Origin of the sequence: Achromobacter sp. UBA5777 (assembly GCF_002418565.1) — a bacterium.
GTDB classification, from domain to species: Bacteria; Pseudomonadota; Gammaproteobacteria; order Burkholderiales; family Burkholderiaceae_B; genus Achromobacter; species Achromobacter animicus.
Genome location: NZ_DIEJ01000255.1, coordinates 1 through 20,025 on the forward strand (window position 1 = coordinate 1; position 20,025 = coordinate 20,025).

Sequence of the window (20,025 nt, forward strand, 5' to 3'; positions counted from 1 at the left end):
GCGCCCTGGGCGCCACCGACGTGGTCGACATGCCAGCCGCCGTGCAGGCGCGCTCTGCCGCCTTCATCATCACCGCGGCGGAAGGCGGCGCGCTGCACCGCCGCCGGCTCGTCACGCATTACGACTACTACGAACCGCACTCGCGCGACCGCCTGGTCGCCGGCAGCCTCGTCCCCGCGGCCTGGGTGCAGCAGGCGCAGCGCGTTCGCCACCGCGCCTACCTCGAGGCGCTGGCCCTTTTCGACCAATACGACGTGCTGATCGCCCCCGCCACGCCCGTCAGCGCCACGCCCATCGGCGCGGACTGGCTGACACTCGCGGGCAAGCAACTGCCCGCCCGCGCCAGCATGGGGCTATTGACGCAACCCATTTCCGCCATCGGTCTGCCGGTTTGCACGGCGCCCACGTGGCCGGAACTGGACGAAGACGGCCACCTGCCGCTGGGCGTGCAGCTGATCGCCGCGCCCTGGCGCGAAGCCGATTGCCTGCGTGCGGCCCACACGCTGGAGCAGGCTGGCGCGGCACGCACACGGCCGGTCTGACGTTCCCTACACCGCAACGCCTGGAGCTTCGACATGGAATCCGCATTCGCCGCCATCGACATGCCGCGCACGCTGGCCGACTCCGCTTACACCACGCTCAAGCGTGACATCCTGGAGTTCCGGCTGGCGCCGGGCGACCGCTTTACCGAAACGGAGATCGCGGACCGGCTTCAGGTCAGCCGGACGCCGGTCCGTGAGGCGCTGTTCCGGCTAGAGCGCGAAGGCTATCTGGAGGTGCGGCAACGCAATGGATGGCTGGTCAAGCCGCTGGATTTTGAAACGCTGGATCATTTTTATGAGCTGCGCAGCGTGCTGGAAGCAGCAGCGGTTCATGCGCTGTGCACGCCCGGGCAATCGCCCGATCCGTTGCTGGCGCTGCGCCCGCTCGTGGAGACGTGGCTGGTGGATGAGAGCGAGCGATCCAGCGATTGCGAATGGCTGGCCGACCTGGACGAGCGCTTTCATATCGAATTGGTGGCGGCCGCCGGCAACCCGGAGATCGCGCGGGTGCATCGGGCTGCGACCGAGCGGATCCGCATCGTGCGCCGGCTAGACTTCACCCAGCCCGATCGCATCGGCACCACGTACCGGGAACATGCGGCGATCCTGTCCGCCGTACTGGCGCGCGATGGCGCGACCGCGGCGGCGCTGCTGCGCGCGCATATCAAGGACAGTCAGGAGGCCGTGCGCAAGATCACGTTGCACCGGCTCTACGCCACACGCCGCGCGAAGGCGGCGTGAAGGCGGGCGGCAGGGGGTCCCGCGAGGGGTTGCCAACATTCGGGCTTGGGGGCGCTCAGGCGTGCTGGCTTTCGGGCTTTCGCGCTTTTGGCGCTTCTGGGTTTTCGGGCCGCTCGTCGGGCGGCCCCCACCCCGGCCCGGTTCAGCTGGCGCGCAACCAGCGGTGCAACACGCGCGTGATGACTGGAATGCAGACGAACACCATGATGGGCGTCAATATCACGCTCGTGATCAACACGCGCCAGAACACCGGCAGGATGCTCAAGTGCTCGCTCACCAGCACCGAGAACACCAGCAGCACGGGAAAGTAGGCCAGCCAGATGCTGACCGCCTGCTTCCAGCGCGGCGGCGTGCTGGCCTTCGGCGCAAACCAACCGGCCGTGCCGCTCACCCGATGCTCGTGACTCGCCCGCACCAGCGTTGCGCCGCGCTCCAGCCACATACGGCGTGGCAACGATTTTTCCCACCGGTTCAAACTGGCCTCGTCGGTAAAGCGCAGCACGATCTGATACTCATCGCCGCCTTCGGGCGGCTGCAGCACGCCAGATCCAAGGAACCCCGGAAAACCCGCCGCCAGGATTTCGCCCTGACGCATCCAGGACAGGAAATCGCTATAGCGCTCGGGCGCGATGTGGCGCGTCACCAGCATGGTGACCGGACCGGAAACGGCAGAATGAGACATGGCGGAACTCCTGGGCAGCGTGCAGCGTGTTATGCACGTTAACCCTAGCAATCCGTGTGCCAGCCTTGCGGCGCAGCATTTGCCCCTTGGCGGTGTCATTTAGCCAGATGGCCCGAGTAATTGCGCACCGCAACACACCCCATATTGGTGATAACCCCTACACGACGCACCAGTTCGGTGCGTATCGGAGATAAGCAGCAATGGACATCAACCTGCCCGACGTCTTGGCCGAAGTCACGGCCGCCGTTGAACGCTACGAAGCCGCACTGGTTTCCAACGACGTGCAAGTGCTCGACACCCTGTTCTGGAACAGCCCTCACACCCTGCGTTATGGCGCCGGCGAAAACCTCTATGGCTATAACGAGATCCGCGCCTTCCGCGCACAGCGTTCCCCGCAAGGCCTTGCCAGAGAAGTGCTGCGCACCGCCATCACCACTTATGGCCAGGACTTCGCCACCGCCAACCTGGAATTCCAACGTGAAGGCAGCTCGCGCATCGGGCGCCAAAGCCAGACCTGGATGCGCACGCCGCAGGGCTGGCGCGTAGTGGCGGCGCATGTCAGCTTGATGACCTGACGCGGTCGCGCGCCTTGGCGTGGCTCATCTCCAATCGCGCCATATGAATATGCGCAATCGGCATTGAGCCTGGCCCCGTGCAGGTCTACACTGGCTGTTCCTTTTTCCCTCGTTGGAGCACACGCTCATGAGCACATACAAGATTGCAGTCTTTGTCGGAAGCCTGCGTGCCGCCTCGATCAATCTGCGCCTGGCGCGTGCGCTGGAAAAGCTGGTTCCGGCCGACTTCAAGTTCGAGTATGTGAGCCTGGGCGACATCCCGCTCTATAACCAGGACAACGAAAACAACCTGCCCGCGCCCGCCGCCAAGCTCAAGCAGCAGATCGCCGACGCGCAAGGCATCCTCTTCGTCTCGCCCGAGCACAACCGCTCGGTGCCGGCCGCCATCAAGAACGGCATCGACTGGGGCTCGCGCCCGTGGGGCCAGAACTCCTGGCCCGGCAAGGCCGTGGGCATCGTGGGCGCGTCGCCCAGCGCCGCAGGCACCGCCATGATGCAGCAACACCTGCGCAACATCCTGGCCGCCGAAGGCGCCAACGCCCTCACCACGCCGGAAGTCTTCCTGCAGTATTCCGAAGGCCTGATCGACGACCAGTTCAACATTACCAACGAAGGCACCCGCAAATTCCTGCAGGGCTGGGTGGACCGCTACGTCGACTGGGTCAAGAAATTCAACACCTGATCTGCCGCCGACGCCGACCACGCGCAAAGCGTACCGGCGCCGATCGCCCGACCTACCTCCGGGCGATCAAGCCCCTCGATTCGTCGAGGGGTTTTTTTTGCTTTGGTATTCGGCACACGTTTGGTACCGCCGTCAGACTGTTCGATCTGGCCACGGCAACGTATGACTTTGAAAACGCTGAACAGCTGGTAGCGGGGCAGACTCCGCTGAGCGCCAATTTGGTTTCGCACAAAAGGGCGTCTGGTCTGCTCGAAGATCGGAGTGTCAAACGCAGCCGTCAAGAATGCCGACTCGAATCGGGACTTTCAGATCCCGTGACATGCATCGGTGGCGGCATTCCTTGGACCTTCATCACTCGGCACACCACGTACCAACACAGTGCGCAGAACATGTTGTAGGGGAAAAACACGAGCCACAGAGGCAAGAGCCAATTGCTCTTTCCTTGCATCTCATTGGGCTCCCCCGTGCGCCAAGGCAAGTAATGGCACAACGCTTCGGCGGGAGTCAGGCAGATGCGAACGTTCGGACTGTTCCACCAGCTAGATTTACCAGGTTCAGGCAGTTCATCTGGACCTTTATCCATGAAAATTCGAACGAACTCCCATACTTGTGCGACATATATCTCGAACGGCTCGGTCGGCTCATTGCTTTCGATCGAAACGAACAGTGAAACCGGCTTCGTTACAGCATTGCCAATACTGGTTGATTCGGCCTGCATTCTGATTATCAAAGAATGTACTACGACTACTGCCCTGCCGGTAAATTCCACCTCTGACTGATGACCGGCTGTCGCTGAACTCCAGTCGCCAGAAATTACCTGCCCGCGTTGTCTATAGTAGACCTTTTTACTAGACCGGTCAAATACGAAGTCGGATGAATTTTTTATCATCCGAACCCTCATCACCAGCACCAGAAGCATAAAGATCCAGACAGAGGCAACAGTAATCAGAAGACCGTAACTAAACCAGGCATATCCAAGCGCCGCCGCCATGAAATAGCACGCCGCCGCTACCCCGCACCCAATAACGGCCGACGCGTGCAGCTTTCCCATCATCGCGGAATCTGCTATCCATGGGTTGCGTATCCGCAAGAAGCCGCGGTCCATACTTACCAATTGGTCCCCAATTGCGGGAAGTTCACCCGCGCTATCCTTACTCAACCAAATCCAATCTATCGCCATAAGTAGTCCTCAATCCGTTAGCGGAAAGTTGGCTTCAGCAACTGCGGCTTCATCCAGCCCTTGGTTAGGTCGGTATTCAACTGCCAACGACATGTTGGCAAAACCCCCGCTTGTAATTTTGTAGTTCAACACCAATCCGGCGGAAGTCGCGAAGCACTCCGGATCCACACCAAAGACAGTAAGCAAAGGAAGTTCGAAAATTGCTCTTTGTGCGTTGCGGCTAGGGGACTCGACACTTCCAACCGAGCCTTCCCAAGTACTGAGCCCGAGGATAAACCCTGGTAGAAGTACGACGAACTCAATCTCATCTTCGGAAAACCAATTGTCTCGCCATCCGCTTCCCATGCCATTCAAACCTAGAGACTTGGCCTGATCCGAATCTAGCGCCACGGGCGCAAAAAATGCTTGATACCATGCCTTCATTTCGCTTTCCAGATCTACGTACCTGGGAAGCTTGCGATCTTTATCAAGCTCAAGATCATCCCGCTGCTCACCATCATTTTTCCGATTTCCAAACTGGCATCGCGCAGCCCAAAGTTCCATAGGTGAATGCAGTTCTGCAGCAGCTTTCGAATGAAGCCACATACCTCCTATCACAAAGGCCGTACCAGCAAGAATCACGGCGACCCCAATCCAGCCAGCAACCGGGACCGTCGCCGAAACTCCTGCGACCGGCAACGCTCTTAACAACGCCACTGCGAGTGCCTTCCGTCCCAGAATCGTCCCAGAGCCGAGTGCAATACTGCCCCCGCCAGCGTAAGTGAAGTATTCTGCTGTCTCGTTTCCGCCTTGGCCCAGACGAGCGCCCTTTAGTATGTCTGCTAGCAAACCTATAAAAATGGCAGGGCCACCGGCAACCCTCGAGTAGAGTTTGGACTGCACGATGTTCTTTATTGCCACCGAATATGCGAGGCCAGGAATTCTATATCCGAATCTTGCCATCACAGCGGAGTAAGCGGTTCGCGTGCTCATCGCTGCCGCACCTATGGAACTTATGACCCCCAGAAGCGCCGAAGCGAAATTCACAGCAGCTTCGTGCGAATATTTACTTTCCAGCGTCTTTAGCGCATATCCCATATTTATAACGTTGAAATAAACCATTCCATAGTTGAAGCCAGCTCCAAATGCGGTGGCGCTCAAGGACTTGAGCTTCGGTTTGACCGTGGAAGTCTGGGTTTGCTCGAGCAGTACCGTTCTATTTCCTTTAACTTTGACAGGACTGCTTGTACGTTCCACCTCGGCCATACCTTTATCCACCAATTCCTGCAATTCCTTGGAAAGCTCGTGTTTCTTAATCAGCTCATCCAGACTGCTATAGCGCCCCCCCATCAACCCAACCAATTTCTCTAGATTTGCCTCACGTGCAGCCGCGAGAACTTGCTGGCGCAGATTGCGGCTTGCGTCCCAGCGAGTTTTCCCCTTGAGCCGCTTTAGTACTACAGTGGTAACGGTCTGGGATGTCAAATCGGTGACGCCGTCGATGGCGGGAAATTTGAAGCCGAGCTCGGAGATGATGGAATCCGCGGCACCAAGTATGGATCCCACCGCATCCGCTTTATCTTTAAACGGATTAAATGCGGCCAATGAAACATAAACGGCGCTTTCAGGATCATCACACCACTTCTCGAGCCGGTCATATCGAGAGTCTCCATCCTCTTTAATGGCGAGCGATTGCGTCATGCTCTGCAGCATCAACGCGATAGACAACTCCAATGCTGCCGCAGACTGACGATTATTCCTGTCAAATGCTTGGAACGCTGCAGCCAAACTCTTCGGGTCGACCTTATGCTTCGATTCCGCGGTGGATATCCAGTAGTCATGATCTGAACTCGCCTGTTCCAATTCATGCATCATCACGCGCAGTTGCGCGTCTGCTTCTTTGCGTTGCCGTAAAAAGTTGAAATACCGCTCTTTATCTATTCTTTTAGCCAGGCGCGCCCCCGACGAAGACATTCTTTCTTCGGTTAAAACTTCGTATTCAAGCTCTTCTTGCGACGGTATCGACCGATTCGTCGGCTGATTCCGATGCCACTCGCCTCTTCTTGACGCAATGTTCGCTGGGTCGCCGCGGTCAGCGGGAAACATTGACTTCAAGGTACGAGTCAGCAGCAAGGCGGTCAGATTCTTGTGATGAAACTCTGAACTGGCCAGGTGGATTTGTTCGACGTCCAAGGTGAGACAGTCGGGTAGGTGATGCGGACTGGCGCCGTCTGCCCGCTGGCCAGGCCTGCGCTTTAGATCCGTGATCTGATGCTGATACGCAGCGGCGATCAAACCCAAATCAAGGCTGATCCCCTCGGCGTCATTGAGCGCGACCACCGCAGGGACGCGCGGTCGCGTGAAGCGGTAATGGTTGCCCTGAGCGACAAAGGTCGCGACCGACAGGTCATCCTCGCTGGCGTGGCAACTCCATTCAAGCGGCATGCGCTGCTCAAGGGGCTTGAAGTCTTCCACCCAATCCGTCAAAGCATCGGCCGGCAGTATGTGGGCTTGACCAGACGGTGATTTGACGCCGGAGGTCAGTTCGACCATGTCCAAGGATCGCATGTGAAGCTGGCGCGCTTCAGAGTCTTTGGCAATCCTGGCAGTCATGGCATTCGTCCAAAGATGTGTGCTGTAGCCGATCCACACCTCTTTGGCGGTGTCCGGGCTGGTGTCTGCCCACACCCAGCCCATGCGCGCTCCCGTCCTGTACTTGTTTTTCTTGTCGTAGTCCTCCAGATCTGTGTACGTCAGTTCCTGATAATGGCCCTCACCGTCGTACTCATGGATAACGAGCTTTTCGCCCTTCGGACCCTTCATGAACACGTAGACGTATCCCGGACGAAGCGCGCGCAAGGTATAGGAGGAAAGCTGCAGACGCTGGAAACCGGCTTCCAGATTGAAGCCGGACTTGGCGTACCGATACACGGCAGATCCATCCGCATTCGGGACGACCGCATATCGAATAGGGAGAATGGGGATGCGCGGGCAGCAGGCCGGCGCCGACGTTGCGCCGCCGGCCGTTGTCTTGGACATAGGTGGATTCCTTTGCGTGCCGACCTATCTCCACCGTCGGGGAGGATCAAGGCCGCCAATAGGAACGCGTCCACCGCAAATAGTCGGGAGGGACGCGCGTGGAGTGCGCTTGCATTACCCCATACCTACCCACTATCGGACATCAAACAAAATCTATTTTTCGTGGCGAACAGTCTGAATGTTCGGAAGCTCGCGAGACCGCAAGCCGTGATGACATTTCGTCAACCCCAAACGAGCTAGAACCGGCGTTGCACCACACCGCCCCGGTAGTTCCGGACCGAGCCTCCGCAGGTTCTTCCGGTCGGCCGCACTTATCCCCTTCAACTGTGGAGAAAGGTGAGGACAGCCTTGGGGCAGGTGCAAAATTCCCTGTCGCACCAAGCACTTGCAGAGTGCGATCAATAAATGCGCAATCATCCTTATGGGCGATTTCCGGCGGAGTTATCCCCGTTTTTGGGCGCGAGGCGCGGCGGAAATCTCGATCACGCACCCCAATGTGGATTTGTCCCCGCCTTCTGTGGAAAAGCATGAGGACAGTATGCGCACAGGTTGAAAATCCTCTTGCATATCAACGCCCTGCAGGGCGTGGTCACGAAAGGCCCAAACGCAGTTTGTTTGGGCCTGTGTTGTCCCCGCCAAATGTGGATAAGCCTGAGGACAGCCTAGGGGGAGTCTGCAAAAAGCCTTGCAGGTCAGGGACTTGCAGGTCGCGAGCAAGAAAAGCTCACTAGGCAACCGAGATGCGGGCCGCATCGTGAATGACAGGCCTCTTGCAAAAAGCAGACAGGCTTGTCCCCATGGAATGTGGACAAGCCTCTGAACAGTCGCACAACAAGTACAGAAAGCCGTTATGTGACAGTCACTTGCAAGGTGCGGTCAAAGAATGACCAACACCGGGATCAGGAATCGCCTTCAAGGCGCATGCCAATCTTCAATCCCACCTGCCAATGCGCCACCTTGCCGTCCTTGATGTGACCGCGCACTTCAGTCACTTCAAACCAATCCAGGTTGCGCAAGGTTTCGGACGCGCGCTCAATGGCTTTCGCGATCGCATCGTCGGAGGAAATGGTGGATGAGCCCACCAACTCGATCTGCTTATACACATGATTCGACATAGCTCGTCTCCGCTGTGAGGTGAGTCGTGAATCGTCGGTGCTTGGGCCGTGTTCCGGCGCTTACGACCGGCAATCCATTCGAACACACAGGATACCTGCGCAGCGATAGAGTGGTGTTACGAGTTCCGTCGCGCGGTCTCGACCGGCGACCGAATCGCTTTTGCAACGCGAAGCAAAGGAGATCACCATGCCTGAACGAAAGACCATCGAACGCGCCAAGCGCGACAAGCGCGAAGGCAAGTCCGCATCGACGCAGGCCGGCGAATTTGTGCGCGAGGAAATCGACAACGTGCGCGAAGGCAAGCATGGCGTGCGGTCCAGCAAGCAGGCCATCGCGATCGGACTGTCCAAGGCGCGCCGCGCAGGTGTGAAGCTGGGCACGCCCAAAAAGGCCAGCGCCGAAACCAAACGCAAGGCAGAGCAGGACACGCGCGCGGCACACGACGGCCATGCGAAGTCGAGTACGCGCTCCAAGGCGGCGACCAAAGCTCTGAAGAAGGAAAGCACCAAGCCCGCGTCGAAATCGGCGCTGTCACGCAATGCGACCAAGACGGCGAGCAAGCGCACGGCTGCGGACCGCTCGGCCGCGGCGCGCAAGGCAGCGGCGACCAAGGGTGCGGCTGGCCGCTCGGCCGCGGCCAAGAAGGCGGCGCGCACGCGTGCGGCGAACAAGCAGGCAGCGGGCGGGCATCACGCGGCACATTGATTTGGTTAACTGCTGCGGCGTATCCCTGCCGCAGCGCCCCATCAACGCGCAGCTAACCGGCCTCGAACGCCTTGAAGCGCTCCTGCAAGAACTCCCGCAGCCGCCGCACTGCAGGGGATAGGAGCATGCGGTGCACGCACAGCAGGTACAGCGGCGACGGTTCGCTGACGTAGCCGGCCAGCAGCTCGACAAGCCGGCCCTCACGCAGATCCGTCAGCACGTCGTAGCGTGATTTGTACGCCACGCCGTGCCCGGCCAGCGCCCAACGCCGCACGAGATCGCCGTCGTCGCCGACGCGGTCACCCTTGACAGGAATAGTGAGACTGGTGCCGTCGTGCTCGAACGTCCAGCGGTCATGCAGGGTTTCGCCGAGCACGAACGACAAGCAGTTGTGCCGCCGCAGATCCGCCGGCGTTTGCGGCACGCCATGCCGCGCCAGATAGGCGGGCGCGGCGCACACCACGCGCCGGTTGTGTTCGGCAAGCGGCAGCGCGACAAGGCTTGAGTCGTTCGGCGTGCCGTAACGCACGGCGATGTCGACTGGCTGCCGGTACAGGTCCGCCAGCCGGTCGCTGATACGCAACTGGAAATTGACACGGGGATGCTGACGCTGAAACTCGTCCAGCCACGGCAGCAGTACGTGGCGACCAAGGTCGGAAGGAATCGACACCGACAAGGTGCCGGCGATGTCCGTCTTGTCGCGCGCCATGGCGTTCTTGCCGGCCTCGAGCGTGGAAATCGCCGACCGCGCGTACTCCAGATAGCGCTCGCCGTCGCTGGTCAGGCGCAGGCTGCGCGTGGACCGCACAAAGAGCCGCGTTTCAAGTTCCTGCTCCAGCCGCTTGAGCGCGGCACTGGCCACCGCCGGCGTCAGGTCGAGCTCGCGCGCGGCGGCGGAAAAGCTGCCCAGATCTGTCGCGGCGACAAAAATCTTCAAATCCTCGAATCGGACCAAAGCCGCCTCATTTTCAAAAATTTATTGAAACTGCCTGCGATGCTAGCCGGTTTTTCATCGCTGCGGTGTGGGTAATCATGCATTCATTCCCCGACACGCAAGGAGTCACTGCATGAAAATCGAACTGAAGGGCAAGAAGGCATTGGTCACCGGATCGTCCGGTGGCATCGGCCTGGCCATCGCCACCGGATTGGCGCAGGCCGGCGCGCAGGTCGTCCTGCATGGTCGCAATGCGAGCAAGCTGGCGCAGGCCGCGCAGACCATTTCACAGCAGGTGGCAGGCGCGCAGGTCACCACCGTGCAGGCGGACCTGGCCACCGCAGACGGCGCGGCGTCGGTCAGCGCCGCGCATCCCGACGTCGACATCCTGGTCAACAACGCCGGCACATTCACACCCAAATCCTTCACCGAAATCACCGACGACGACTGGCAGGCCATGATGGACACCAACGTCATGAGCGGCATCCGCCTGTCGCGCTACTACCTGCCGCGGATGCTGGCAGCCAACTGGGGCCGAATCGTCTTCATTTCCAGCGAATCCGCCGTGCAGATTCCCGCCGAGATGATCCATTACGGCGTCAGCAAGACGGCCCAGCTGGCCGTGTCGCGCGGCCTGGCCGAGCTGACTGCGGGCACCAATGTCACCGTCAACGCCGTGCTGCCGGGCCCGACGCGTTCCGAAGGCGTCTCCGACTTCTTCGCGGAAATGGCCAAGGAGCAAGGCGTTTCGCAGGAACAGATGGAGCAGGACTTCATCGCCCAGCACCGCCCGACATCGCTGCTGCGCCGCCTTGCCACGGTGGAAGAAGTGGCGAACATGGTCGTCTACACCTGCTCGACGCAGGCGTCAGCCACCAACGGCGCGGCCCTGCGCGTGGACGGCGGCGTCGTCCGCTCCATCATTTGATCCCTTGAATCACCAGAATCCCATCATGAAAGCCATTGCCTACTTCAAGAACCTGCCCGCCGACAACGCCGACGCGCTGCAAGACATCACCGTCCCCGAACCCGTGCCGGGCGACTACGACCTGCTGGTGGACGTGCACGCCATCTCGGTCAACCCCGTCGACGTGAAGATCCGCGCCAACCGCAAGCCGCAGGAAGGAAAGCCGGAAATTATCGGCTGGGACGCCGCAGGCGTGGTGCGCGCGGTCGGCGCCCGGACCAGCCTCTTCAAGCCCGGCGACCGCGTCTGGTATGCGGGCGCCCTGACCCGCCCGGGCGCCAACAGCGAACGCCACATCGTGGACGAGCGCATCGTCGGCCACATGCCCAAGAGCCTGGACTTTGCACAGGCCGCCGCCCTGCCCCTGACCACCATCACCGCGTGGGAATTGCTGTTCGACCGCCTGCGCGTGCTGGACAACGCCGCGCCCAGCCAGCGCAGCCTGCTCGTCATCGGAGCTGCTGGTGGAGTTGGCTCGATCCTCGTGCAGTTGGCGCGTCAGCTCACTGGCGTGACGGTAATCGGCACCGCGTCCCGTCCAGAAACCCAAGCCTGGGTGCGCGAACTGGGCGCGCATCACGTCATCGATCACACGCGGCCGCTGACCGAGGAGCTCAAGCGCATCGGCTTTGAAAACGTCAGCTATATCGCGGGCCTGACGCATACGGACAAACACTTCGCGCAGATGGCCGAGGCGATTGCGCCGCAGGGCAAGATCGCGCTGATCGACGACCCGGCCGCCGTGGACGTCCGGCTGCTCAAGGGCAAATCGGCCTCGCTGCATTGGGAATTCATGTTTGCGCGGCCGCTGCACAACACGCCCGATCTCATCGCCCAGCACGAGCTGCTGAACCAGGCCGCCCGTCTGATCGACAATGGCACGCTGCGCACGACACTGGGCGAGCACTACGGCAAGATCAACGCCGAAAACCTGCGGCGCGCGCATGCCTTCATCGAAAGCGGCAAGGCGCGCGGCAAGATCGTGCTGGAGGGGTTCTAGATACGCGGCGATCCCGTGCGGGATCGCGTGCGCAAGGGCGCGGGGCGCGACCAGGCCTGTCAGGCCCGGCCTTCGCGCTTGGCGCGTGCGTGGGGGTCGTTGATTTCGGCTTCCAGCTCGGCAATCAGCCACTGGAACCAGCCGTTTTCCGTGCGGGCGTAGACGGCGGCCGCCGGCGTCTTGCCTTCGCGCCAACCCGTCTGATGCGCGTCCATCCAGGCGGACAGGCTCTTGTGCGGCGCCAGCAGGCCGGACAGCCACGACCACACGTAATCGGGCACGTTGCGACGAAAGCCCTTGGCGCTGGCGTAGATGGTCGGCTCCAGCGGCAGGTTGCCCGCACGAGCCAGCTTGGCCTGCGTCCGGCGCAGCGTCTCGACAGCGGCCTGCAATTGTTCGGTGCTGAGCTTTTTCACGTAACGACTCCTGATTCTTGATTTGAGCGGATTATCGCCGCTGGGTGCGGCGGTTACCAAGCTGCCATTTACTTTTTGCGAGCCGGCGCAAGGCCTAGCAGCAGCGTGGCGGCAAACCGCTCGCCCGGTTCCAGCACCTGCATGCCGGTGCGGGTCTCGCCCGCCGCCGCAAGGTTGAACGCGTCGGCCACATTGGTGACCGGTTCCACACAAAGGAAATCCGCGCCCGGGGCCGTGTACACCACCAGATGCGCGAATGCCGGGTCGGCATGCAGCGCCAGTTCGTGACCCTCGGGCCAGTGCAGCGTCGCCCGGCCCTGCCACTGCGACAGGTACGTGTCGCAGCCCTCGGCGGACTGGCGCAATTCGCGCACCGTCGTCGTCTTGCTGCCGGTGGGCAGCCCATTCTCATCCGACGGCCAGATGCGTCGGGCGTGCAGCGCCACGCGCTCGGCTGTGAAATACGGATGGATGCCCATGCCGCATGGCATTGGGGTGTCGCCCTGATTGGTGATGGACAGCTCCAGGCTGAGCCCGCGGCTGTCCAGCCGCCAGCGCTGCACGCACTCGAAAGGCCACGGCCAGCCCAGTACACCGGCTGGTTGGTCGAGCACGAGGTCGACGCTGTCGGGAGTCAGATTGCGAACTTGCCAGGATTCGAACAACCCGGCGCCGTGAATCGCCTGCGGCCGGTTCGGCACGGACTGGAGTGCGTATCGGGCGCCATTGAACGTGAAGACGCCCTCGCGGATGCGGTTGGAATATGGTGCGAGCGGATAGGATCCTGCACGCGGCCATTTGCCGGCGGGCCATTCGGTGGCGGTCAGGGGCACGATCCAGTCATGAGCGCCGGTGGATAGACGCGTCAGCCGCCCGCCCCCGCCTGGTGCGAATTCGGCTTGATGGTCGCCACTGGAAATGGAAACGCGCTCGGTGGCGTCCAGGACGGCGGGAACGGCAATGTCGGGCATGGGGGTGAAACTCCTGCGGCGTCCACGTGCGCCGCGAGGGGGGATTGTGCATGGCGGAGAGATGCGGGTGCAAGTTGGCGGGGTCGTGACGCCGGCCGCTAGTCTCTGGCGGACCACCACAGCCATGCCGCCGCGGCAAAGGCTGCCCAGGCCGCAACGATCAATATCGCGCCGAGGACGCTCCGGGGCTTTGCACCCCTTTTTCGCATCCATTCATCAGCTTGCTGGCGGCAATCCGAAATGACATCCGAAGGAAGGAGTTTGATGGTCAGCCAGATCAGGACGGGGAGCAGCAGGACGTCGTCAACGTATCCCAGCACCGGGATGAAATCCGGAAGCAGGTCGATCGGGCTCAAGGCGTAAGCCACGACCAGCACGCCAAGCGCCTTCGCGTACCAGGGCGTTCGCGGGTCCTTGCCGGCAAACCATAGCGTGACGCCGTCACGCTTGATTCGTTTGGCCCAGGTCTTCAACTTTTCGCTTGTGGTCACGGATGGGCAGACCGTCTAGATAAGGCGCCAATTGTATTAGTCGGCATGCGGATCGGCGGGGCTTGCCAACGGTAAGGGGCGCTGCAGATCACGGCGCGGCCGCTGGCTCGTCTAACGCTTGAATGTGTCTGACACTGGACGGAAATGTTTAAAAAGTCGCTTGTCAGATGCTGAGCCAAGTCGCCAGCGGCGACAACGACAGCAGCACACCAGCCCACGCTACCTTGCTGCCATCTCGGTGTATGGCATAGACGCCGGAAGCCACGCCGGGAAGCCCGGGGATCAATTCGAAGATGATGTACGGCCAGAGTCCCTCGTGCATCACCACCCACCAGTGCAACCAGGCAGTAGCAATACCGCAAATCAGCGCAAGGATGCTGTAGAAGGACCAACCCAAATCGCGCAGCATGCTGATTCCCTTCTGCTGGTTAATGCTGTTGCCTCGCTTGGTTAGCGAGCAATCGTACCCGAACAGCGCAAACGCATCCGCGAAGGTGATCGCATCTGCAAGCGTATCGGCTAGATCGCCCGGCATGGTTGTGAACGTACGCTCGATCTCAATCTGGCCCCTCATTGCCCGATGGAGTTCGACGGTGTCAAAAATCGAGGGATTTCTGTTCCATCCACCGTGCACACGAACCGCCCGCCCATCCGAAAAATCGCAACCCGCCGCCAAATCGTCCCGCCCCAGCTCAGCAGCACCTTCCCCGCCCCGATACAATCACGGGCATGAATTCTGCACTGCAAAACACCGCCGCCGACGCCCACGCGGGCCATACTCCCATGATGCATCGGGGTGTCCCATAGCCACTTTTCCATCCATCGGTGAAAAACTACGCCAAAACCTACGCTCCACTGTTACGGACCGGCCTCACTCGTACCCTGTCGGCACGAGCATCACCCAAAAAACAACGGTTTTTCTCCTCCTTTTGGACGACTAAGAACGCCCCTAAAGATGGCTTTCGTATGGTAAATTTACGTACAACATCTTCCTTCCTAGGAGCTTTACATGTCCACTACGGAAAAAATGAAGATCACGGTCAGCCTTCCTAGCACGACCGTCGACGAAATCAAAAAATTGGCGAGCAAGCTGGGCATAAGCGGCAGCGAAGTCCTTCGCCGCGCCGTAAGCACAGAGCTATTTTTCGACGACATCGAGGAGAAGCATGGAAAGGTCCTCGTTGAGCTTCCAGATCAGCCCACCCGGCAAATTGTGAGACGGTGACAAAGGAACAAAATTGGGTTCTCCAGACACTGTCGTAGGCGCCCTAGGCGGCAAGCCCAACGTAACCAATCTTGATCTCGACGCTGAACTGCCCGGTACTGATGACCCCCACGCTTCGACGCTCGTATCGAAACCATACGATCCTCTTCCGCACGAGGACGAGGCTCGCCGGACTATTGCCTATCTTCTAATCTGGCTGCTCATCGGCATCTGCATCGCGACGTTCGCGACCCTTTGGGCCAAGGCTTTGCCAGTCGCCGATCTGGTTAGGATCTTGGAGATCCTACTAGGCCCCATCGTTGCACTCGTCTCGGCTGCCACTGGTTTTTACTATGGCACGAAAGCAACCAATCGCCATCCCAAATGATGAACATAGACGAAGAACAAGCCCGCCGCTCCCGGTACTTCGAAGTGAGCAAAGTTTTCACGCCGACAGCGCCTGTTGACGAGCGGGACCTATTCGCCGGCCGCTTGGAACAGTTGGGCAAGGTGATCGATGCCGTGCACCAAAAAGGGCAGCACGCGATAATTTATGGTGAAAGAGGGGTCGGTAAGACGTCGCTCGTAAACGTCCTTGCCGACTTTCTGCCAGAATCGGGTGAGAGAATCGTCGTGACACCCCGGGTGAATTGTGACGGTGCCGACACCTTTCAGTCACTCTTTGAAAAGGCGCTTCGAGAGATAAAGCTGGCCGAGTTGGTCAACCAAGCAGGGTTCACGGCAGATCCACGTAAAAGAGAAATTGATGGTCTCAGTTTTGTTGATGGCCCGATATCTCCGGACAATGTTCGACGCGCCCTTGCCGAACTTGGCAAACAGGTTCAGACAATCATCATTTTCGATGAGTTTGATAGGCTGAACGAACGCACTAAGCGCGCTGTCGCAGACGCAATAAAGGCGCTGTCAGACCATGGGGTCGATACGACTCTCATCCTAGTCGGCGTAGCCGATACCGTTGGGGACCTAATCAAAGAGCACGCATCTATTGAACGGGCGATGGCTCAAATCCCAATGCCGCGCATGTCTGAAGACGAAATCGTCGAACTGATTAAACGGGGAATGAAACGCCTCCACATCAGGACGACCGACGCCGGGATCAATGCGATCAAAAACCTGTCTCAGGGGCTTCCTCACTATGCGCATCTGCTATGTTTGCATGCAGCTCGCACAGCCATTCAACGAGAGACTGACTGTGTGGATTCGAGCGAGGTGACGGAGGCGGTCGATGAGGCTATAAGCGGTGCTCAGCAGTCTATCCTAAGCGCTTATCACGTCTCGACGATGAGCCCGAGAAAAGACAACTTGTTTGCTGATGTGCTCCTAGCATGCGCAATGTCGCCGACTGATCCGTTGGGATACTTCGCTGCTCAGGACGTCCGCGCACCGATGCAAGAGATAACGGGCAAAGCGTATCAGATTCCGAGCTTCTCTCAACATCTCAACGAATTCTGCGAAGAGAAGCGTGGTCCGATCTTGAAGAAGATTGGCACATCGCGCCGTTTTCGCTTCCGTTTTATTAATCCCCTGATGCAACCGTACGTCATCATGAACGGAGTGAAAGCAGGAAAAATCCCTTTGACTGGAATGCCTATCGCAGGACGAACCTGAGCGCGCTGGCGCCGTTCGGACCAGCTCATGTGCAGCCATTATCAGACCCTGAAAGACGCCGAGCTGCTGCTGAAAAAGTTCGGAGTGACCCGGCCCGGCGTCCTCGGCAAGTACGACATGTGGCCGCGGTATCAAGGCATCTTCGTCCGCCGGCCACCGGAGCATGACGCTGGCGACGAGGCGGTGCCGAGCCTGGAGGCCGTCACCGGCCGCTGGGGCCTGATCTCGGGATCCACCCGGCCGGATGTGCTGGCCGGCGCGGAGAAGCTGTCCACCTTCAACGCCCGCGACGACCGGGTTGCCAACGCTTTCACCTTCCGGAACGCCTGGCGCCGGGCGCAGCACTGCATCATCCCTGCCGATGCCATCTTCGAACCTGACTGGCGATCCGGCAAAGCAGTGGCCACGCGCTTCACGCGGGCCGACGGCGCGCCGCTGGGCGTTGCCGGCCTCTGGGATCGCTACCGCGACGCGGCGGGCCAGTGGCGGGAGAGCTATACGATGCTCACTATCAACGCGGATCAGGATCCCCTCTTCCGCGACTATCACCAACCGAACAAAGAGAAGCGCATGGTGGTGATCCTTCCCGAGGGCGCATATGATGAATGGCTGACCGCCAGCGCCGATCAAAGCCGCGACTTCCTCGTACCCTTCCCCTCCGACAAGCTGGTCGCCACGCCTCTGACCTGACCCCAATTCTGCTGCAATATACTGTATATCCATACAGCTCTATCGCAGCAGAACCATGCTTTGCTCCGTCGTCCGAACCCACTATCTCGGCCAGAAGCGGCGGGACAACGACCCCGCCCCAGCCGTCATCGGCACCGTGCGGATGTACTCCATCACACGCGAGGACATGCGCCGCCAAGTCCGGGTGATGACCATGGACGGCTTGGCGAAGTTCGGCGCGACCGCCAAAGGCCCCATTCCCGATCTGCTCGAGCCCGAGCTACTGACGTTCTGTTCTGAACGCGGCATGATGGTCTGCGGCTTCGAAGAGGTCGACGGCCGCCGCTACTACCAAGGGTGGTGGATGCAATGGGTGTCATCGTAATAAGCCATGCGACTAACGATGCCCCACGAAATTCGGCTGCGATCCTTTACCTATATGGGATGCCCTACACTTTGCCGATCCGTTAAACAGGACAGTAAATATGCAGCCAGACAAAAAGGAAATCACGCAAGCGCTGAGCCTCGAAGACGCACGGGACATTGTTACCACTTGGGCAGTTGAACACTCGGTGCGGCCAGCGCACGCTGCTGGGGTTATAGAAGCGTGGTACGCCGGCGGGGCGCGGTATCGCGACCAGAAGTCGCTTATTGAGGCGACGTCCGCATTTCACAACAACGCGCGCAACGTTAATTCGGTATTTCAGGACCTCTCTAAGCGGGAACGCGAGCGGCACTCAGCTTGGAGCCTAGAAGGCGTCAAACACATCGCCATCGCCAGCGTGACCGGCATAGCGGGTAGCGCCACCCTCATAGCCAGCAACTTCAAAAACCATTGGACTATTGCGGCGATGATTTGCTTCTCATTGGGCCTAGCGCTGACGATTTTGGGGCTGTTCATCATTGCGGCCAACTTCCAGGATAGTTCCAAAGCACACGACGAAATGGCCAGCGATGCAGAGAGGGCTCGCACTTATGACGAACTAATTGCGCGGCTGGGCGAACATAAGGCCAGACCTCAGCGCCCACATCCGAACCTAGGCGCTGCGTTGCTCATGCTCGCGTTGTTCGCCCTCCCCGCAGGCCTCTACTGCATTTACAAGGGAGTGTGATGGCGGCAGAGACTTTGCCAACTGGACCGATTCGCCCGTTGTGCAACTGCACACTATTCGATCAGCGGCTCGTGTCCCCTTTACAGAGATGGTAGTCCCGCTTGACGACCTCATCGAAACCTTGCTTGGCAGGCCTCCAACTGCGCGGTCACTTGCTGAATTCCAGCCCGGAGGGTGAAATAATCCGATCGAGCAGCAGGATCAAGTTCGGGGCGGGTTCCATGACCCACGCCGGCGGCGCCTCGGGCCTCGGACACTCGCCCGCTGGTGGCAGGGCAGGTGGCATTGACTTGCAGCCGCCGGCGGCCAGCATCAACGTCAGCCCGCAGGCCTTCATCTTCAGTTTTTGCACTGCGTAGCCCTCCATAGGCGGCCCATTCGGCCTTTGCGTTCCGTTCGTTGATCTCGCTGACTTCGGCATACCGCCGCTGCAGTATTTCCCGCGCGTAGCGCTGGGATTCGGCCCCACGGTCGGCCTGGTCGGCGCGAATGCCGGCAATCTGTGCGCCGTAGCGCCAGCCCTGCGCCGTCCAAGCCGCGCCGCCAGCCAGCACCGCGCCGGTCAGCGCCGCCGCGGTGTAGCCCTTCCACCCCATCATTGCTGCAAGCAAACCCACGTGTCGGCCTCCCTTCGCGTAACCAGGCCCGGCAACGTGACCAAGGCGCCGTCCTGGCGGCCCTTGACCCAGCGGGTCAGCTCCGCGCACCCACCGACGTAATCGCGCGCGTTGAACTTGCGCCGCATGGTCGAGGAGGCGAGGTTGCCGGCGCCCAAGTTGTAGGTGAAGTCGATCAACGCAGCGCGCTGCCAGTCGTTCAGCGGCACCGTGATTAGGCGGCGCACCGCGGCGTCCGCCTTGGCCAGGTCAGCATCGCGCCAGGCGTCGCACTCGGCATTCGAATAGATCCGCTTCGGGTCGATGTCGGATCCCGTATGACCATCGCAGACGGTCAGCACGCCGACGGGGTCGATGTAGGGTTTGCCGCGCACCGTGCCCGGCTCGAAATGCGCGACCAGCACGCCCGCGATGGCGATCGCGCCGGCGCTGCTCGCCGCCAGCAGCTTCCGTTTCAGACTGCCCAAAATCATTTAATTCCCCTCCATGCCGAATAGGCGGTGATGATTGCCGTGCCCAAGCCCACGATGTAGGCCAAGGGCTTTGCCACTCTGCCGAGTCCCTGCAGCACCTTGAACCCACCAGACAGCGCCTGGAACGTGTCAACGATGTCCTGTGTGTTCTGCCGGATCGTCTCGATCGAGGATGTGTTCCGGGCGGTTGCTTCTGCATTGCTTGCCATGTCCTGCTCCATCTGCACGACGCGAGCGTGCAGCGACTTTATGAAGGCGTCCGACAGATGTTCGTCAGCCATGGGACTTCCTTTGAAGCGAC

General features: G+C 60.2%; 25 protein-coding genes. 13 read left to right on the plus strand and 12 right to left on the minus strand.

Annotation, left to right across the window (positions count from 1 at the left end):
- Together B3446_RS21660 and B3446_RS21665 are read left to right on the plus strand one after the other, a co-directional pair.
- Positions 1–542, plus strand: a 542-nt coding sequence (locus B3446_RS21660) for an amidase family protein (RefSeq protein WP_291384886.1), incomplete at its 5' end; no start/stop codon positions are given.
- 33 nt (positions 543–575) lie between these two features.
- On the plus strand, positions 576–1,283 hold the full coding sequence (locus B3446_RS21665) for a GntR family transcriptional regulator (RefSeq protein WP_291384888.1): 708 nt from the start codon (positions 576–578) through the stop codon (positions 1,281–1,283).
- A gap of 142 nt (positions 1,284–1,425) precedes the next feature.
- Here B3446_RS21665 and B3446_RS21670 read toward each other — a convergent pair whose 3' ends face one another.
- A complete protein-coding gene (locus tag B3446_RS21670) occupies positions 1,426–1,965 on the minus strand; it encodes an antibiotic biosynthesis monooxygenase (RefSeq protein WP_191579228.1) in 540 nt (179 codons plus the stop codon).
- A 200-nt stretch (positions 1,966–2,165) separates the two neighbouring features.
- Between B3446_RS21670 and hpxZ the strand changes: the two genes are divergently transcribed.
- Entirely contained in the window at positions 2,166–2,540 is a 375-nt protein-coding gene (hpxZ, locus tag B3446_RS21675; protein WP_291384890.1) for an oxalurate catabolism protein HpxZ, read from the plus strand.
- Positions 2,541–2,667: 127 nt separating this feature from the next.
- Positions 2,668–3,222 carry an NADPH-dependent FMN reductase gene (locus B3446_RS21680; RefSeq protein ID WP_291384891.1) on the plus strand — a complete coding sequence of 185 codons (555 nt, stop codon included), beginning with the start codon at positions 2,668–2,670 and terminating at the stop codon, positions 3,220–3,222.
- A 277-nt stretch (positions 3,223–3,499) separates the two neighbouring features.
- Here the strand turns inward: B3446_RS21680 and B3446_RS21685 are convergent, their stop codons facing one another.
- The 3 genes from B3446_RS21685 to B3446_RS21695 form a co-directional block, all read right to left on the minus strand.
- Positions 3,500–4,276, minus strand: coding sequence for a DUF6708 domain-containing protein (locus tag B3446_RS21685; protein WP_291384893.1), 777 nt, complete (start codon positions 4,274–4,276; stop codon positions 3,500–3,502).
- A 135-nt stretch (positions 4,277–4,411) separates the two neighbouring features.
- Positions 4,412–7,420, minus strand: coding sequence for a T6SS effector BTH_I2691 family protein (locus B3446_RS21690; protein WP_291384895.1), 3,009 nt, complete (start codon positions 7,418–7,420; stop codon positions 4,412–4,414).
- A gap of 899 nt (positions 7,421–8,319) precedes the next feature.
- A complete protein-coding gene (locus B3446_RS21695; RefSeq protein ID WP_191579225.1) occupies positions 8,320–8,535 on the minus strand; it encodes a dodecin in 216 nt (71 codons plus the stop codon).
- A gap of 187 nt (positions 8,536–8,722) precedes the next feature.
- Between B3446_RS21695 and B3446_RS21700 the strand changes: the two genes are divergently transcribed.
- Positions 8,723–9,241, plus strand: coding sequence for a DUF6496 domain-containing protein (locus B3446_RS21700; protein WP_175138624.1), 519 nt, complete (start codon positions 8,723–8,725; stop codon positions 9,239–9,241).
- A 52-nt stretch (positions 9,242–9,293) separates the two neighbouring features.
- Here B3446_RS21700 and B3446_RS21705 read toward each other — a convergent pair whose 3' ends face one another.
- Positions 9,294–10,196, minus strand: coding sequence for a LysR family transcriptional regulator (locus B3446_RS21705; protein ID WP_291384898.1), 903 nt, complete (start codon positions 10,194–10,196; stop codon positions 9,294–9,296).
- Between the two features lie 112 nt (positions 10,197–10,308).
- Here B3446_RS21705 and B3446_RS21710 point away from each other — a divergent pair, with 112 nt between their 5' ends.
- Both B3446_RS21710 and B3446_RS21715 read left to right on the plus strand, forming a co-directional pair.
- Complete coding sequence (locus B3446_RS21710) at positions 10,309–11,103, plus strand: SDR family NAD(P)-dependent oxidoreductase (protein ID WP_291384900.1); 795 nt, start codon at positions 10,309–10,311, stop codon at positions 11,101–11,103.
- A 25-nt stretch (positions 11,104–11,128) separates the two neighbouring features.
- Positions 11,129–12,142 (plus strand): zinc-binding alcohol dehydrogenase family protein, encoded by a 1,014-nt coding sequence (locus tag B3446_RS21715; RefSeq protein WP_291384901.1) that lies wholly within the window; start codon positions 11,129–11,131, stop codon positions 12,140–12,142.
- 59 nt (positions 12,143–12,201) lie between these two features.
- Here B3446_RS21715 and B3446_RS21720 read toward each other — a convergent pair whose 3' ends face one another.
- From B3446_RS21720 to B3446_RS21735, 4 genes are all read right to left on the minus strand, one after another.
- Entirely contained in the window at positions 12,202–12,558 is a 357-nt protein-coding gene (locus B3446_RS21720; protein WP_175124275.1) for a hypothetical protein, read from the minus strand.
- 68 nt (positions 12,559–12,626) lie between these two features.
- On the minus strand, positions 12,627–13,529 hold the full coding sequence (locus B3446_RS21725; protein ID WP_291384904.1) for an aldose 1-epimerase: 903 nt from the start codon (positions 13,527–13,529) through the stop codon (positions 12,627–12,629).
- Positions 13,530–13,627: 98 nt separating this feature from the next.
- Complete coding sequence (locus B3446_RS21730) at positions 13,628–14,020, minus strand: YkvA family protein (RefSeq protein ID WP_291384931.1); 393 nt, start codon at positions 14,018–14,020, stop codon at positions 13,628–13,630.
- A 163-nt stretch (positions 14,021–14,183) separates the two neighbouring features.
- Complete coding sequence (locus B3446_RS21735; RefSeq protein ID WP_291384933.1) at positions 14,184–14,555, minus strand: hypothetical protein; 372 nt, start codon at positions 14,553–14,555, stop codon at positions 14,184–14,186.
- A gap of 474 nt (positions 14,556–15,029) precedes the next feature.
- Between B3446_RS21735 and B3446_RS21740 the strand changes: the two genes are divergently transcribed.
- The 6 genes from B3446_RS21740 to B3446_RS21765 all read left to right on the plus strand — a co-directional run bounded on the left by B3446_RS21740 (position 15,030) and on the right by B3446_RS21765 (position 18,634).
- Positions 15,030–15,245: a ribbon-helix-helix protein, CopG family gene (locus tag B3446_RS21740; protein ID WP_291384935.1), complete on the plus strand. Its 216-nt coding sequence runs from the start codon at positions 15,030–15,032 to the stop codon at positions 15,243–15,245.
- Between the two features lie 13 nt (positions 15,246–15,258).
- Positions 15,259–15,612, plus strand: coding sequence for a hypothetical protein (locus B3446_RS21745; protein ID WP_291384937.1), 354 nt, complete (start codon positions 15,259–15,261; stop codon positions 15,610–15,612).
- A complete protein-coding gene (locus B3446_RS21750; protein WP_291384939.1) occupies positions 15,609–16,853 on the plus strand; it encodes an ATP-binding protein in 1,245 nt (414 codons plus the stop codon). The genes B3446_RS21745 and B3446_RS21750 overlap by 4 nt, the downstream gene beginning before the upstream one ends.
- A 27-nt stretch (positions 16,854–16,880) precedes the next feature.
- A complete protein-coding gene (locus B3446_RS21755; RefSeq protein WP_291384941.1) occupies positions 16,881–17,543 on the plus strand; it encodes an SOS response-associated peptidase in 663 nt (220 codons plus the stop codon).
- A 55-nt stretch (positions 17,544–17,598) separates the two neighbouring features.
- A complete protein-coding gene (locus tag B3446_RS21760; protein ID WP_291384943.1) occupies positions 17,599–17,907 on the plus strand; it encodes a hypothetical protein in 309 nt (102 codons plus the stop codon).
- A gap of 100 nt (positions 17,908–18,007) precedes the next feature.
- Positions 18,008–18,634 carry a hypothetical protein gene (locus B3446_RS21765; RefSeq protein ID WP_291384944.1) on the plus strand — a complete coding sequence of 209 codons (627 nt, stop codon included), beginning with the start codon at positions 18,008–18,010 and terminating at the stop codon, positions 18,632–18,634.
- 110 nt (positions 18,635–18,744) lie between these two features.
- Here the strand turns inward: B3446_RS21765 and B3446_RS21770 are convergent, their stop codons facing one another.
- Genes B3446_RS21770 through B3446_RS21780 form a run of 3 tightly spaced genes read right to left on the minus strand, consistent with a single transcriptional unit; the run spans position 18,745 to position 20,005 of the window.
- Positions 18,745–19,251, minus strand: coding sequence for a lysis system i-spanin subunit Rz (locus tag B3446_RS21770; RefSeq protein WP_291384946.1), 507 nt, complete (start codon positions 19,249–19,251; stop codon positions 18,745–18,747).
- Positions 19,230–19,724: a lysozyme gene (locus tag B3446_RS21775; protein ID WP_291384948.1), complete on the minus strand. Its 495-nt coding sequence runs from the start codon at positions 19,722–19,724 to the stop codon at positions 19,230–19,232. Before B3446_RS21775 ends, B3446_RS21770 begins: the two co-directional genes overlap by 22 nt.
- On the minus strand, positions 19,721–20,005 hold the full coding sequence (locus B3446_RS21780) for a hypothetical protein (RefSeq protein ID WP_175122336.1): 285 nt from the start codon (positions 20,003–20,005) through the stop codon (positions 19,721–19,723). Before B3446_RS21780 ends, B3446_RS21775 begins: the two co-directional genes overlap by 4 nt.
- Positions 20,006–20,025: the final 20 nt, after the last annotated feature.

Coding starts and splice junctions, on each gene's coding strand:
- B3446_RS21780 (WP_175122336.1), bottom strand. CDS start 20,005: ATGGCTGACGAACATCTGTCGGACGCCTTCATAAAGTCGCTGCACGCT.
- B3446_RS21755 (WP_291384941.1), top strand. CDS start 16,881: ATGTGCAGCCATTATCAGACCCTGAAAGACGCCGAGCTGCTGCTGAAA.
- B3446_RS21725 (WP_291384904.1), bottom strand. CDS start 13,529: ATGCCCGACATTGCCGTTCCCGCCGTCCTGGACGCCACCGAGCGCGTT.
- B3446_RS21765 (WP_291384944.1), top strand. CDS start 18,008: ATGCAGCCAGACAAAAAGGAAATCACGCAAGCGCTGAGCCTCGAAGAC.
- B3446_RS21710 (WP_291384900.1), top strand. CDS start 10,309: ATGAAAATCGAACTGAAGGGCAAGAAGGCATTGGTCACCGGATCGTCC.
- B3446_RS21750 (WP_291384939.1), top strand. CDS start 15,609: ATGATGAACATAGACGAAGAACAAGCCCGCCGCTCCCGGTACTTCGAA.
- B3446_RS21735 (WP_291384933.1), bottom strand. CDS start 14,555: ATGCCGGGCGATCTAGCCGATACGCTTGCAGATGCGATCACCTTCGCG.
- B3446_RS21775 (WP_291384948.1), bottom strand. CDS start 19,724: ATGATTTTGGGCAGTCTGAAACGGAAGCTGCTGGCGGCGAGCAGCGCC.
- B3446_RS21670 (WP_191579228.1), bottom strand. CDS start 1,965: ATGTCTCATTCTGCCGTTTCCGGTCCGGTCACCATGCTGGTGACGCGC.
- B3446_RS21695 (WP_191579225.1), bottom strand. CDS start 8,535: ATGTCGAATCATGTGTATAAGCAGATCGAGTTGGTGGGCTCATCCACC.
- B3446_RS21760 (WP_291384943.1), top strand. CDS start 17,599: ATGCTTTGCTCCGTCGTCCGAACCCACTATCTCGGCCAGAAGCGGCGG.
- B3446_RS21680 (WP_291384891.1), top strand. CDS start 2,668: ATGAGCACATACAAGATTGCAGTCTTTGTCGGAAGCCTGCGTGCCGCC.
- hpxZ (WP_291384890.1), top strand. CDS start 2,166: ATGGACATCAACCTGCCCGACGTCTTGGCCGAAGTCACGGCCGCCGTT.
- B3446_RS21715 (WP_291384901.1), top strand. CDS start 11,129: ATGAAAGCCATTGCCTACTTCAAGAACCTGCCCGCCGACAACGCCGAC.
- B3446_RS21665 (WP_291384888.1), top strand. CDS start 576: ATGGAATCCGCATTCGCCGCCATCGACATGCCGCGCACGCTGGCCGAC.
- B3446_RS21700 (WP_175138624.1), top strand. CDS start 8,723: ATGCCTGAACGAAAGACCATCGAACGCGCCAAGCGCGACAAGCGCGAA.
- B3446_RS21685 (WP_291384893.1), bottom strand. CDS start 4,276: ATGATGGGAAAGCTGCACGCGTCGGCCGTTATTGGGTGCGGGGTAGCG.
- B3446_RS21690 (WP_291384895.1), bottom strand. CDS start 7,420: ATGTCCAAGACAACGGCCGGCGGCGCAACGTCGGCGCCGGCCTGCTGC.
- B3446_RS21740 (WP_291384935.1), top strand. CDS start 15,030: ATGTCCACTACGGAAAAAATGAAGATCACGGTCAGCCTTCCTAGCACG.